The organism is Shewanella sp. MSW, assembly GCF_007636515.1.
GTDB classification, from domain to species: Bacteria; Pseudomonadota; Gammaproteobacteria; order Enterobacterales; family Shewanellaceae; genus Shewanella; species Shewanella indica.
The window spans coordinates 51764-64626 of sequence record NZ_LVDR01000003.1 but is presented as its reverse complement, the minus strand read 5'-3'; the positions used below and the strand labels follow the sequence as shown (position 1 = coordinate 64626).

Below are 12863 nucleotides of genomic sequence, written 5' to 3'. Positions count from 1 at the left end.
TAGTGCCATTGTGGTAAGCGACTTCAGTAATTTACTTTTTTGCCGCTAAACTTTTACTTCACCCTAAAAATTTATAGGACCTCTTATGCAGTTCACGCTTAAAACCCGCTTACTGCTGGTCAGTTTGGGCGCCGTTTTGCTTACGGTTGCTGCCCTGGTTGGCCTTTCCTCCTCTTCCATTCGTGATAATGCCATGCAGCGAACCCAGCGCGAGGTCGATCAATTGGCGACCACTTTTGCCGGCGGCATAGGGCAGTGGATGTATGACAGACAACAGGCGGTCAGCAGTCTCAAGGGCACGCTACAGCGGAACTCTGAGGTCAATATCACCCCTTTTCTGATGCAGGCCCATGAGGCCAGCGGTTTTGCGCTGACCTACTACGGCGATGAGCAGGGCAACATGTACCGTCAGGATCCCAGCCTGAATACGGCCGGTTATGATCCCCGGGTTCGCCCTTGGTATCAGGATGCCAAGCGGGAAGGAGCCATGATAATGACGGCGCCTTATGTCAGTGCCACATTGCAAAAACTGGTGGTCACCATAGCCGAGCCGGTAATGAACAGCGGTCGCCTGCAGGGCGTGGTAGCGGCTAACCTCACCATAGATCAACTGACAGATGCGGTGCGAACCCTCAAGGTGCCGGGTGACGGCTATGCCGTGATGCTTGAGCGCTCAGGCTTGATTATCAGCCATCCGGACAAGGAGCTGAACGGCCAGCAGTTCAGCCGCCTTGGCAGTGCCTTCAATCCTCAGTGGCTCAGCGCCAGGATCAGCGCCAATACCCTGGATGAGATGGCATTCGACGGCAGCAGCAAGCTGTTTTACCTGGCGGCTGTGCCTCACACAGATTGGGCACTGATGTTTGTGATGGATAAGGCCAGCATCATGGCCGAGGCCACTGAGCTGGCATGGTGGATGTCGGCGGTGGGCGTGTTGTTTTTGGTGGGCTTTGGTCTGTTGCTGGTATTGGTGTTCAAGAGCCAGTTCCGCGATCTGGAACGTCTGGCCAAGGCGCTCAACGATATTGCTGAAGGGGAAGGGGACCTCTCGGTCCGCATCGAGACCCGTAATCAGCACGATGAGATAGGCATGCTCGCCGCCGGTTTTAATCGTTTTGTTGAACGCCTGCACGGCATGATTTCTCGTATGAGTGATATAGCCCAGCAGTTGGCTGGCCAGGCACAGGAGACCCGCTATTCAGCCGAGAGTAATAGCCAGAGTATCGAAGTACAGCAGGACGAAGTCACTATGGTGGCAACTGCTGTGACCGAAATGGCCAGTGCTACCGAGGAGATCGCCAGCAATGCCGAACTGACGGCACAGACGGCGCAGTCGGCGGTCGGCCTTGCAGGCAGTGGGCAACAGCAGGTGCTGCAGAGCCAGGAGTCGATTCGCGGTTTGGCGCAGGAAGTGGATACCGCCAGTCAGATCATCGCCGAGCTCAATGAGCACTCACAGAAGATCAACAGCATTTTGCTGACCATCAGCGGTATAGCCGAGCAGACTAATCTATTGGCTTTGAACGCCGCTATCGAAGCCGCCAGAGCCGGTGAGCAGGGGCGTGGCTTTGCCGTGGTGGCCGATGAAGTCAGGGTGTTGTCGCAGCGTACTCACGCGTCGACACAAGAGATCCAGACCATGATTGAGACCTTGCAAAAAACCGCTGCCAAGGCAGTGAACTCCATGGCTCAAAGTCATCAGATGGCTGAAACCAGTGTGATGGATGCCGAATCGGCCAGTGCCAGTTTGGCGCAGATAAGCCAAGCGATTACCCAGATATCCGATATGGCCAGCCAGATAGCTACAGCGGCCGAAGAGCAGACCTCTGTTACCAGCGAAATCAACCGTAATACCGAGTCGATTCGTGAGGTTTCTCATACCTTGTCACAGGAGGCCAACAGTGCCACTGTCAAAGCGCAAGAGTTGGCGGAGTTGTCAGACTCGCTGCGCCGTGAAGTGGGGCGTTTTAAACTTTAGTGGCAGTCACTGGCTGCCATCACTCTGGGTTATTCATAACCGAGAGTGATGGCGGATAAGCGCTGATAGTAAGGGGAACGGTTGGGACTATAGGGCCGGTAAGCTCGTCGCCGCTTATCAATATCACCAGAAAAAACGGCGTTACTCGGCGCTGCGCGGTTTTTCTATGGTCGCCATCATTTGTTGGTTATTACACCAATGCAGACTCACTTCGCGATTGTCTTTATGGGTTGCCGTGCGAATACGGGTGACTATGGGGTGAGAGAAGTGTGCTGCGGTTAAATACTCTTTAACCCGTTCAATTCGTCTATTGGCAAGCCACATATTATATTTTTGTAATTCTTCATCACCGATAGAATTATCCATATTGAATTCCAATAACAGATAGCCGCTTGAATTATCACTATTATCGGCAACAATTTTATCCAGTTGCAAAGAATCCCGGCTACTGAAATAAGAGCTGTTCTTGGCATAATCAACATTGCCAAGCAGAACGCTTTTCTCACAGGTGGCTTGGGTCGCGCCGGTAAACAGCAGTAATCCCAGAATCAGGGCGCGCATATCATTCTCCTTTGACTATGACTTTATTATTGTTCTTGTCCACTTTTGAGGCGCAAATTTAATCGATTGTTCAGGGGAAATCAATTTTATATGAATATCAACCTTTGCTGAATGACAGCGTCATAATACAGAACGAATGACGGAAAAATGTCGCAATAAATATAATTTCAATTGCTGCGACATTTATTTATATCTTGCCAAGAAATTGACTGAATAATATCAGAGCTTCAGTTGATCTTAATGTCATTCACAGTGAGCCCCACATCAAGGTTGTTGCGGGTGGCATTGGAGTAGGGGCAAACACTGTGGGCCTTGATCACCAAGGCTTCGGCCTCGGCTTGTGCAAGCGGTAGAGTGACAGTCAGAGATACCTTTAGCCCAAACCCGCCATCTTGACTGACCAGGCCGACATCGGCCATGACAGGAGCGCTGGTAAGCTTGATTTTGCCCAGGCGTGCCACATGTAAAATAGCGTTGGAGAAACAGGCGGCGTAACCGGCGGCAAACAGCTGTTCCGGATTGGCCCCGGCTCCTGTCCCGCCCATCTCCTTGGGATAGCTTAAGGTCAAGGACAGGGCACCGTCATGGGTGGCTACTTCGCCGTTGCGGCCGGCTTTGGCTGTGGCTTGAGTGTGATAGAGCATAATAGTTTCCTTAATTTAAGTTGTGCGCAATATAGTTGCTGGCAATGATATGTCGATATTTGTTTTTGAAGCAAGTATATTGTGCACAATTAAATTGTGTTTAGGGTTTGCATATGTCAAACGAGCCCCTGTGCCTGGAAAACCAGGTTTGCTTTTCGCTATACAGTGCCGCCAATGCTATGGTGCGGGCCTACCGGCCTGTGCTGGATGCCCTGGATCTTACCTACCCGCAATATCTGGCCATGCTGGTGCTTTGGCAACACAAGGGCATCAGTGTCAAGGCGCTGGGTGAGCGTTTGCATCTGGACTCAGGCACCTTGACGCCCTTGCTCAAACGCCTGGAAACAAAAGGCTTGCTGTTAAGAGGCCGCAGTGAACAGGACGAGCGGGTGCGGGTATTGACGCTCACCGATGCCGGACTGGCTTTGCAAGCGCGCGCCGTCGATGTGCCCGAGCAGATGCTGTGTCGCAGCGCCATGCCGCGGGAGGAGTTGCAGCAACTGAAAAGCTTGTGTGACACCCTATGGCAGCAATTGGAACGTTAACGGAAAGAGGCTGATGGAACAGGTTGATCTGGCAATTATAGGTGGCGGCATCTCCGGCGTGGCGGTGGCGCAGTGCGCCGCGGCAGCCGGTTATTCCGTGGTGCTATTGGAAAAGTCCACTCTGGCGGCGGGAACCTCTTCCCAGTCCAGCAAATTGATCCATGGCGGCTTACGTTACCTTGAGTCCGGGCAACTGGATCTGGTGCGTGAATCGCTGCGGGCCCGGCGCGAGTTATTACGTCTGGCGCCGACACTGGTCAAGGCTGTTCCTTTCTTTATCCCGGTTTATCGCGACAGTCGCCGCGGCGCCTTGACCCTCAGGGCTGGTCTCAGCCTCTACGGCTTGCTGAGCGAGTTTGACCGCCTGGGCCGTTTTCGTAGCCTGCCGGCCAGGGCCTGGGGGAGCTTTCCCGGGCTCAAGCTGGCAGGAATGACCCATATGTTCCAATACTGGGATGCCCAGACGGATGATGCCTTGCTGACCAAGGCGGTGGCCGACAGCGCCAGGTTGCTCGGTGCCGATATCCGCGAGGGCGCCGAGTGTTTGACAATAGAGCATGACCCTCAGGGATGTAAGCTGAGTTACCGGGATGCGGATGGCGACAAAATGCTGCACTGCCGCTTTCTGGTCAACGCCGCCGGCGCCTTTGTCAACGAACTGCTGGCGCGGGTGACACCACCCATAGCCCAGACGGCAATAGACTGGGTGCAGGGGAGTCATTTGCTTCTGGATATTCCTGCGCCGCCCGGGGTGCTCTATCTGGAGTCTTGTTTCGATGAACGGGTGGTATTCGTGATGCCTTGGTACGGCAAGACGCTGATAGGCACCACGGAAACCCTCTGCCAGGGACCGGTTCCGCAGATCACCCGAGAGGAGATAGCTTATCTGCTGGGGATCTATCGGCACTATTTTGGAAATTCTGGCAGTTTTATGGGTTCTGTCACTACAGAGGCGCTTGAAGCCAGGGTATTGGCGCATTTCAGTGGCATGCGGGTGCTGCCCAAGGGCGATGGCGATGCCTTTGGGCGGCCGCGGGAGGTACAATTGTACCAGCGTTATTCTCATCCCAGGTTGCTGACACTTTACGGCGGTAAGTTAACCACCTTTCGTGCCACTGCCAAGGCGGTGACGGCAGAGATAAGCAAGGTACTTGGCAAACGCAGTCCCAAAGCGGATGTCGACAAGCTGATGCTGGGATGATTTTTAGGGTGAAACAGGCTAAAGTGTGCCGCTTTTGCCGCCGGGCAAAATTGGAAACTTGGGATATATCAGAGTGAAATGTGATTTTTTTGCGCAGGGCAAGTGCCGCTCCTGTACTCACATAGAAACGCCAATGGCGCAACAACTGGCCGCCAAGAGCGAGCAGTTGGCGCAGCTGCTCAGCCCCTTCACGCCCTTTGAACTCTTGGCTCCTGTCAGCGGGCCGTCCCTGGGTTTTCGTAACAAGGCCAAGATGGTGGCACTCGGCGCCGCCCATCAACCCATTCTGGGGATAGTCTCCCCGAGTGGTGAGGCCGTGAGCCTATGCGATTGTCCTCTCTATCCTGCCGATATGCAGGCCTTGCTGCATCGGCTTGAGCTGTTTGTGCGTCAGGCCGGGATCCCACCCTATCGGGTAGATAAGGCCAAGGGCGAACTCAAGTTTGTGTTGTTGACCCGCGCCGAAATCAGCGGCGACTTTATGCTCAGGTTTGTGTTGCGCTCCAGGCAATCCATCGAGAGGATTGAACGTGAGCTGCCAAAGCTACTGGCCGAGTTTCCTGCCATCAAGCTGGTATCTGTGAATCTGCAGCCGGTTCATATGGCCAGGCTCGAAGGAGAGCAGGAGATTTTTCTTACCGAGGCGCAGCGTCTGGAGGAGTCTTTCAATGGCGTGCCTCTTTATATCCGCCCCAAGAGTTTCTTTCAAACCAACCCACAAGTGGCGGCGGCCCTTTATCAGAGCGCCAAAGACTGGGTCAGTGAGCTGAAGCCTGAGTCGATTTGGGATCTCTTCTGTGGTGTCGGCGGTTTTGGGCTGCACTGCGCCAGCAAAGACACAGAGCTTACGGGGATTGAAATCGAGGCTGAAGCTATCGCCTGCGCCCGATTATCGGCGGAAAAGCTGGGGCTTGAGCGGGTGGACTTCAAAGCGCTGGATTCGGGCAGTTTTGCCGCGGCGCAGTCGGCAGGAGAAGTACCGGATCTTATGATAGTCAATCCGCCGAGACGCGGTATAGGGGCAGAGCTTTGCCAGGCTATTTCGACCTTTGCGCCGCCGCATCTGCTCTATTCCAGCTGTAACCCTGAATCTTTGGCCAAAGATCTGGCGGATATCAGCGGCTATCGTGTGCGCAAGGTGCAGCTATTCGATATGTTCCCGCACACGGATCACTATGAGGTGCTGGTGCTGCTGAGTCGTGACTAGGACTGTGGCGTCTATGCTCTTGGCCAATAAAGGCTGATGGCGGCGCCGCCCAGGGATTGCGAACGGCTCAACTCCAGTCGGCCGCCGTGCCAGATGGCAATTTTGCGCACTATATAGAGCCCCAGGCCAAAGCCGCTGCCATCACTTTGTTTGGCATCTCTGGCAAAGGCCGCCAGTAGTTTTTTCCCCTTATCTTCAAAGCCAGGGCCATCATCCTCGACTCTGAGGCAGTTATGGCTTTGGCTTTGCTCGAAACTCACCTGTATCTCTTTTTCGGCGAAACGCATGGCGTTCTGGATCAGGTTTTGGCAGGCCACATTCATTGCCGTCATATCGAATTGTGCCTGGCCCGGCACCGAGTGAAATCCTATCTGGAAGTCACGGCTATAGAGGCTGTATTTCTGCTCAAGCGCCTGAATAAAGTCAGCGATGGATTGTGATGCATGACATAGCTCTCCCTGTTTATGTTCCAGGCGGGCAAAAGAGAGGTAGTTGGCCGCCAGCTGTTCTATCTCATCTATGTCCTGGGCCAGGCGCGCTGCGTATTGAGGCTCCATCTGTTGCTTGCTCAGCTCAAGGGCAAAGCGCATCCGCGCGAGCGGAGTGCGTACTTCATGGGAGATGGTATGGGATAACTCTTTATGCATCTGGACAAAACTCACTATCTGGTGGCTCATGCTATAAAGCGCCTGAGCCAACGGAAAGATAGCCGAACTTTTACGTATGGTCAGCGGTTGTAGCGAAGGTTGACGGCCAAAGCGAATGGCGCTTTGCTGCAGGGTATGGAGATCGCGAAACACAGGCCAGATAAGCAAGATGGCAACCAGGGTCAGACTGGAGTAGAAACCGAGCAAGATCAAACTGGTGATGTCCTCTTTATCTTGCTTCTCTGTTACCGGGCCAAACCTGAGCAGCTCAGTGCCTGAGCCTTGCTTGTAGTAGTAGAGCTCGCCGCTGGAGTGACGCAGCGCTAAGGTCTGCCCCTCGTTGAGTAGCTGTCTCAGGCTAGTGGGCAGTGCCAGACTGCCGGCGGCAAGAGTCGACAGATGCGCGCCCTGACCCCGGGTCTGCAATAAGTCGTCCACCGAGATCAAATAACTGGCTTCTTCGCTGCGGTATTGTTCTGTTAACTGACCAAAACTCCACAGCAGCAGAGAGCAGGACAGCAGCAGAAATCCGAACAGTCGATAGAACTGAAATTTCATGCCCGAGCCCTGGTCATGGCTTGATTGGGCTGGTAGTTGAACAGGTAGCCCTTGCCATGCACTGTGGTGATCTGCAGACCGCTTATCTGTAGTTCATCCAGGCGTTTACGCAGCCTGCTTACCTTCAAATCTATGGCCCTGTCCAGGCCATCATAGGTACGGCCAATAAACTGCTCAAACAGGTACTCCCGTGACAATATTCGTCCGGCATTGATAACAAACACCCACAGAAGTTCAAACTCCTTGGTGGTAAAGCTCAGCGCCGAGCCTGCCATAAACACCTGCTGCTGGTTAGGGTCAAGCTGTAGATCATGCAGACACAAAGCTTTACGTCCGGGTAGCTGTTGCCGGTTACGAAGTTGAGTACGTATTCGTGCCAGCAGCAAGGGAGGCACCACAGGCTTGAGTAGGTAGTCACAGGCGCCGAGCTCCAACCCCAGGATCTGATCGCCTTCACTATCGCGGGCGGTGAGGAATATCAGCGGGCAGAGATAACAGGCCGCCAAACGAGGGTAGATACAAAAGCCATCTTCACCGGGCAGCATTACATCGCAAAGGATCAGGCTGAAACTGTCACTGTCCTGACGGGCGAGTGCGGCTTCGGCATTGTCCAGATGAACCAGCTCGAAACCTTCGTTGGCCAGATAGGTGCAAATAAGCTCAGCCAGTGGCAGATCATCCTCGATCAGGAGTATTTTTTCTTTCATAGCAGATCCCAACTCAGGCCCCGCCGTCTGCGGCTGACGGGCTCATAGATAGCCACTCTGAGCAAGCGGCTGGCAACTGTGCGGTTTTGCTGATCCCTGAGCTCGATAAGCGTATCCCTGACCAGGCTCAATTGCAGCTTGTAACTGAAGTCTCGGCGTTGATGAAAACAGGTCAAAGGTGCCGTGCTGTGGGCCAGCCAAAGGCACAGAGAGCGAGGCTGTTGGCTGTGAAATTCGAGTTGCAGTTGCAGCCTGCATTCCGATTCCTGATTGGTCATGGCGCAGGTATCCGGTGCCAGCCAAAGCTCTTCTCCCAAGGCGCTTGCCCAGGGGCTTGTCAACATGAGTAACCACAGTAGCCATCGACTCATAGAAGCCTCAAAACCGATAACTCAAACCGATGAAACCTGAGAGATAGCCATCCTTGTCTATCATGGGACTGTTGGTGATCCCCGAGTCAAGCCAGGTGTATTCGGTTATCGCCACCAGGTTGATATCCTGCCATAGTGGCAGATTAACCAGCAGACGGGCGTGATAATTGATACTGACCGAGGGAGTGTAACTCAGTCTCAGCGGGCCGCTTTCTTCCGGCGTAAGCTGATAGTAGTAACGCACCAGGGATTCACTCTTGCGAATCGCGCCCAGCTCAAGCCCAAGGGCTCCCCAGGAATAGAGCAGGCTCTTTTTCAATCTGAATTGCAGCTCATTGCCGTCATGTACCCCGGAAATGTCCTGAAACAAGCCCAGATTGATATCTGTGTAGGGGGTGATCCAAGTGACGGAAACTCCACCCAGGTAGGAGATGTGACGCTTGATTTCGTTAAGGGTAGGTTCGCTGTTACTGTTGGGGCGTACGACCTGTCCCTTGTGGGGAGAGAAGCCTATGATGTCGCTTAAAAACAACTTGTTAAGCCCATCAAACTCGAAAAAGAATCCATCTTCATTGAGCTTGGTTTGCAGGTCGAATAGCAAGTTGTCCGACTCATGAAGGCTGTAGCCCAGTGTGAAGTTTTCCAGATAGAAGCGTTTTGAGTAGTAGCTCCAGGATGGCAGCAGGAAGGTTTCTATCGGCTTGGCATGCACTCTGGGATTGTCCAGCCGACCATATCCCAGGGCGAGGGCGAGTCTGAACTCATCCACAGGGACAGTTTCCGTCGCATTTTCTTCAGCTGCTGCAGTCAGGGGCAACTGAAGGCCAAGCATCAATATCGCGTACCACCAAAGCTTCATAGCTTACTTCTACTTCCTGCTAACTTTCATTGAATCTAAATAAACAATTGTTAAAAGTCTGTAAAAATTTAACCAAGTTACAAAATGCTACAAAAGTATTATGTTTTGGGTTCTTTTGTGGTGATTGTATTTGATGTTTTTGTGAATATCTATGCAATTAAAATTGACAGGTGTCAAAAGTGTTGGTAGTCAGCTCAATGCTGGTTGGTTTACTGTGGGTAGGACTATTATTGGTCGTTGTTTTTGTTGTGGTTTATTTTTAGCCAAGTAGCTTTGGGTTTATGGCCATACTCGGTGTTAGCCGTCATTGAATAAATATTAAATGTTTTGCTTATGTTGCTGGGCCGCGCCTGGCGATGGCGTTAAGACAGCCAAGAGACTGTGGTTGATTCCGAACGGATATACTTGCCTACGTGTGGGAAGGTCGAGATTCAGGGGGGGATTTACCGCTATTTTGTCATAAATACAGCTAGTTGAGAGGCTATGGCTGACTCTCAGTTGCCTGTTCATTTGTTTGTCTTGCCGTACGCCTAAAGACTAAGCCTATGAATATAAGATAAGTGTCACACTTATGTCATACAATGGAGCCAGATCAAACAAGTATAGAGCTAACACAGATGTGGCAGATTTTTGTTCGTTTCTTTTCTTTGGGACTGGTGAGTTTTGGTGGCCCAGCGGCGCATATAGGTTACTTTCGCAAGACTTTTGTCGAAGAGTTGGGCTGGCTTGATGATAAAGATTATGCGTCCTTGGTGGCTTTGAGTCAGTTTCTGCCCGGCCCTGGGTCCAGCCAGGTCGGCTTTGCCATAGGTTACCGCCGCGGAGCCCTTCCCGGGGCGGTACTGGCCTTTATCGGCTTTACTTTACCCTCGTTTCTATTGATGTTTCTGTTGGCTGTCAGCAGCTATCAATATCTCTCCAGCGATTTATTTCAGGGGGTTATTGCCGGGCTCAAGTTATTGGCTGTAGTGGTGGTCGCCGATGCTGCCTGGGGGATGTTCAAGCAATTTTGTCGCAACCGCACCACTCAGGTATTGGCCTTGTTGAGCACAGTGATCCTGCTTTTATGGCCGGGGAATTTGACTCAGTTGCTGTTGCTGTTTGTCGGTGCCATTAGTGGATTGTTCTGGCTCAATCGTGATGCACCAATGCCGGCCAAGCCGGGAAGCATGCAGCTAAACTGGAGTGCTTTATTGATCTTTCTGTTTTTATTGCTGCTTACAGGTCCCTTACTTGCTCACCCTTTGGCTGAACTCTTTAAGCAGTTTTATCAGACCGGCGCTATGGTATTCGGCGGCGGCCATGTGGTACTGCCTTTGCTTGAGAGTCAGTTGGCAAACAGCATAGATCATGACAGGTTCCTTACAGGCTATGCCCTGGCGCAAGCCCTTCCCGGTCCCATGTTCAGTTTGGCTGCTTATCTTGGGGCCGAACTGTGGCCGCAAAATGCCCTTATTGGCGCCTTGGTGGCAACGCTGGGCATTTTTCTGCCCGGTTTCCTGTTGTTGCTGGCGGTGATCCGCGGCTGGCAGGGAATTGCCGAACGCCCGAAAATGGCGGCTATGGTGATGGGGATTAATGCCACAGTCGTAGGTTTGCTGGTGAGCGCTCTCTATCAGCCGGTATTTACCAGTGCCGTGACCCGTCCGGTTGATATCGCCATGGTGTTGACCGGCTTTATGCTGCTTAAACTGTGGCGGTTATCTTTGGTATTTTTGGTATTCGGCTTTGCGGCTATGGGCGCTGTTTTGACTCTCTTTATGTAAGCAAATGGTTTAACTTTGATCTCGGGCATTTATTTATCCGAACTTAAGGTAAACAAAGTTACTATAATTTGTAGAGATTTCATTTCCTGGGGGAAAACCTAAGTGTCCAGTCTAAGTTTACGAAATAAGTTACTCTTACTTGCTCTGTTACCATTGTTGACGGTTTCCATTGTTTTGATGCTGGCGTCCTGGACAGTAGAATCGGATGCGCTTGAAAGCGAAATTACCAACTTCAGAGAAAAGCTGCTTAACGAGCGTCGTCAGGAGTTGATGCATGTGACCGAAGTCGCCAAAGAGATTGTCAGTTTTCAGCGCAGTCAGGGGGGAGACTATAAGGCGGCCTTACGGGATGTTCGCTTTGGCAGCGCAGGTTATTTCTTTGTCTATGATGGTAAAGGTAAAAACCTGTTTCATGCCTTACTGCCTAATCTGGAAGGGACAGATCAGATAGGGATGACAGATCCCAAGGGAACCAAGATCATAGTGGGCTTGCTGAATGCAGCCCGCAATAGTGACGGTATCCTTACTTATTACTATCAAAAACCCGGCACCAACGAGCTGGTGGAAAAAATAGGTTATGCCGCCATGGTTCCAGGCACCGACTGGATCATAGGCACCGGCGCTTATGTCGATGATATTGAGGCTTCTGTAGCCGAGTATCGGCAAACGGCATTGGCAGATATGGAAGAAAAGTTATGGTTGACGCTGATGATAGTCATAATCATCACCCTGATCACCGCTATGCTTATTCTGTTTGCTGCGCAGCGAACAGTGACTCCTATTCGCTACATGCTGGATAACCTCAACGATATCGCTCAGGGGGAAGGGGATTTAACCAAGCGTTTGCAGGTGCGCGGTGATGATGAGATTGCCCAGTTAGGGCAGGCATTCAACCGCTTTGTCGACAAGTTGCAACACATCATCCGTGACGTGACTACCGCTACCCACGAGGTGCAGGATGCCTCTGGTTCCATTCATGCCCAGACTCAGGCGATAGCGGCGCAGTTGGCCAACCATAACAATGAAACAGATCAGGTGGTGACCGCTATTACCGAGATGTCTTCCACTGCCCAGGAAGTGGCGATGAACACCACCCAGGTGGCGGAGGCGACCCATGTGGCGAGCGATGAAGTGGCTAAGGCCCAGGAGTGTGTTGATACTTCGCTGACCGAAATCTCTACCCTGATGGCAGAGATTAACAGCGCCGCCGATCATATTCAGTCGCTCAACGAACAGTCGCAGAAAATTAACAGCGTGCTGTCTGTCATAGGTGGCATAGCCGAGCAGACCAATCTATTGGCACTCAATGCTGCCATTGAAGCAGCTCGTGCCGGTGAGCAAGGGCGCGGCTTTGCCGTGGTCGCCGATGAGGTACGCAGTCTTGCGAGCCGCACTCAGGCCAGCACATTGGAGATCAACGAGATGCTCAGTGAGTTGCATCGTCTGGTAAGCCAGGCGGTGAGTGCCATGGAAGAGAGCCAGCAAAGCTGCCATCGCAGTGTCGAGTCTTCCAGACTGATTTCCGAAAGTCTGGGGGCGGTGACCAGCTCAGTTACTTCCATCAATGATATGAGTACCCAAATTGCCACAGCTGCCACAGAGCAGAGTTCGGTGACTGAGGAGATTAACCGTAATGTTTATGCGATTCAGGAGATAGTCGCCGAGCTGTTGCATTCCAGCGAAGAAGCGGCCAGAGTCAGCCAGACAGTGTCCCACAGTGGCGATAATCTGGGACAACTGGTGAATCAATTCAGGGTTTAATACCTGTAGCCCTCTAATCTCAATAATTGGGAAAAGAAGAAAACAAAAACGGCGCTCT

12 protein-coding genes are annotated in these 12863 nt (G+C 52.2%); 6 read left to right on the top strand and 6 right to left on the bottom strand.

What is annotated here, in order from left to right:
* Window positions 1–85: 85 nt before the first annotated feature.
* Entirely contained in the window at window positions 86–1978 is a 1893-nt protein-coding gene (locus tag AYI96_RS03500; RefSeq protein ID WP_144361017.1) for a methyl-accepting chemotaxis protein, read from the top strand.
* Between the two features lie 141 nt (window positions 1979–2119).
* On the opposite strand, the gene AYI96_RS03495 is transcribed toward AYI96_RS03500, so the two are convergent.
* On the bottom strand, window positions 2120–2539 hold the full coding sequence (locus tag AYI96_RS03495) for a hypothetical protein (protein WP_039035042.1): 420 nt from the start codon (window positions 2537–2539) through the stop codon (window positions 2120–2122).
* A 227-nt stretch (window positions 2540–2766) separates the two neighbouring features.
* A complete protein-coding gene (locus AYI96_RS03490) occupies window positions 2767–3183 on the bottom strand; it encodes an organic hydroperoxide resistance protein (RefSeq protein ID WP_144361016.1) in 417 nt (138 codons plus the stop codon).
* 113 nt (window positions 3184–3296) lie between these two features.
* Between AYI96_RS03490 and AYI96_RS03485 the strand changes: the two genes are divergently transcribed.
* The 3 genes from AYI96_RS03485 to rlmC all read left to right on the top strand — a co-directional run bounded on the left by AYI96_RS03485 (window position 3297) and on the right by rlmC (window position 6136).
* Window positions 3297–3728, top strand: coding sequence for a MarR family winged helix-turn-helix transcriptional regulator (locus AYI96_RS03485; RefSeq protein ID WP_039035040.1), 432 nt, complete (start codon window positions 3297–3299; stop codon window positions 3726–3728).
* 13 nt (window positions 3729–3741) lie between these two features.
* Window positions 3742–4929, top strand: coding sequence for an FAD-dependent oxidoreductase (locus AYI96_RS03480; RefSeq protein WP_144361015.1), 1188 nt, complete (start codon window positions 3742–3744; stop codon window positions 4927–4929).
* Between the two features lie 73 nt (window positions 4930–5002).
* Window positions 5003–6136: a 23S rRNA (uracil(747)-C(5))-methyltransferase RlmC gene (rlmC, locus tag AYI96_RS03475; protein ID WP_144361014.1), complete on the top strand. Its 1134-nt coding sequence runs from the start codon at window positions 5003–5005 to the stop codon at window positions 6134–6136.
* Window positions 6137–6147: 11 nt separating this feature from the next.
* On the opposite strand, the gene AYI96_RS03470 is transcribed toward rlmC, so the two are convergent.
* The 4 genes from AYI96_RS03470 to AYI96_RS03455 are packed head-to-tail and all read right to left on the bottom strand — an operon-like array spanning window position 6148 to window position 9278.
* Complete coding sequence (locus AYI96_RS03470) at window positions 6148–7341, bottom strand: ATP-binding protein (RefSeq protein ID WP_144361013.1); 1194 nt, start codon at window positions 7339–7341, stop codon at window positions 6148–6150.
* A complete protein-coding gene (locus tag AYI96_RS03465) occupies window positions 7338–8048 on the bottom strand; it encodes a response regulator transcription factor (RefSeq protein WP_039035037.1) in 711 nt (236 codons plus the stop codon). Before AYI96_RS03465 ends, AYI96_RS03470 begins: the two co-directional genes overlap by 4 nt.
* Entirely contained in the window at window positions 8045–8419 is a 375-nt protein-coding gene (locus AYI96_RS03460) for a DUF3019 domain-containing protein (RefSeq protein WP_082014322.1), read from the bottom strand. The genes AYI96_RS03465 and AYI96_RS03460 overlap by 4 nt, the downstream gene beginning before the upstream one ends.
* A 7-nt stretch (window positions 8420–8426) precedes the next feature.
* The gene (locus AYI96_RS03455) at window positions 8427–9278 is read right to left on the bottom strand and encodes a MipA/OmpV family protein (RefSeq protein WP_144361012.1); all 852 of its coding nucleotides are present in this window, start codon (window positions 9276–9278) and stop codon (window positions 8427–8429) included.
* Window positions 9279–9895: 617 nt separating this feature from the next.
* Between AYI96_RS03455 and chrA the strand changes: the two genes are divergently transcribed.
* Together chrA and AYI96_RS03445 are read left to right on the top strand one after the other, a co-directional pair.
* On the top strand, window positions 9896–11044 hold the full coding sequence (chrA, locus tag AYI96_RS03450; RefSeq protein WP_071476547.1) for a chromate efflux transporter: 1149 nt from the start codon (window positions 9896–9898) through the stop codon (window positions 11042–11044).
* A 102-nt stretch (window positions 11045–11146) separates the two neighbouring features.
* A complete protein-coding gene (locus AYI96_RS03445; RefSeq protein WP_144361011.1) occupies window positions 11147–12805 on the top strand; it encodes a methyl-accepting chemotaxis protein in 1659 nt (552 codons plus the stop codon).
* Window positions 12806–12863: the final 58 nt, after the last annotated feature.

Excerpts from the sequence above, each read along its gene's own strand:
- AYI96_RS03500 (WP_144361017.1), top strand. The coding sequence starts at position 86 with ATGCAGTTCACGCTTAAAACCCGCTTACTGCTGGTCAGTTTGGGCGCC.
- AYI96_RS03495 (WP_039035042.1), bottom strand. The coding sequence starts at position 2,539 with ATGCGCGCCCTGATTCTGGGATTACTGCTGTTTACCGGCGCGACCCAA.
- AYI96_RS03490 (WP_144361016.1), bottom strand. The coding sequence starts at position 3,183 with ATGCTCTATCACACTCAAGCCACAGCCAAAGCCGGCCGCAACGGCGAA.
- AYI96_RS03485 (WP_039035040.1), top strand. The coding sequence starts at position 3,297 with ATGTCAAACGAGCCCCTGTGCCTGGAAAACCAGGTTTGCTTTTCGCTA.
- AYI96_RS03480 (WP_144361015.1), top strand. The coding sequence starts at position 3,742 with ATGGAACAGGTTGATCTGGCAATTATAGGTGGCGGCATCTCCGGCGTG.
- AYI96_RS03470 (WP_144361013.1), bottom strand. The coding sequence starts at position 7,341 with ATGAAATTTCAGTTCTATCGACTGTTCGGATTTCTGCTGCTGTCCTGC.
- AYI96_RS03465 (WP_039035037.1), bottom strand. The coding sequence starts at position 8,048 with ATGAAAGAAAAAATACTCCTGATCGAGGATGATCTGCCACTGGCTGAG.
- AYI96_RS03460 (WP_082014322.1), bottom strand. The coding sequence starts at position 8,419 with ATGAGTCGATGGCTACTGTGGTTACTCATGTTGACAAGCCCCTGGGCA.
- AYI96_RS03455 (WP_144361012.1), bottom strand. The coding sequence starts at position 9,278 with ATGAAGCTTTGGTGGTACGCGATATTGATGCTTGGCCTTCAGTTGCCC.
- chrA (WP_071476547.1), top strand. The coding sequence starts at position 9,896 with ATGTGGCAGATTTTTGTTCGTTTCTTTTCTTTGGGACTGGTGAGTTTT.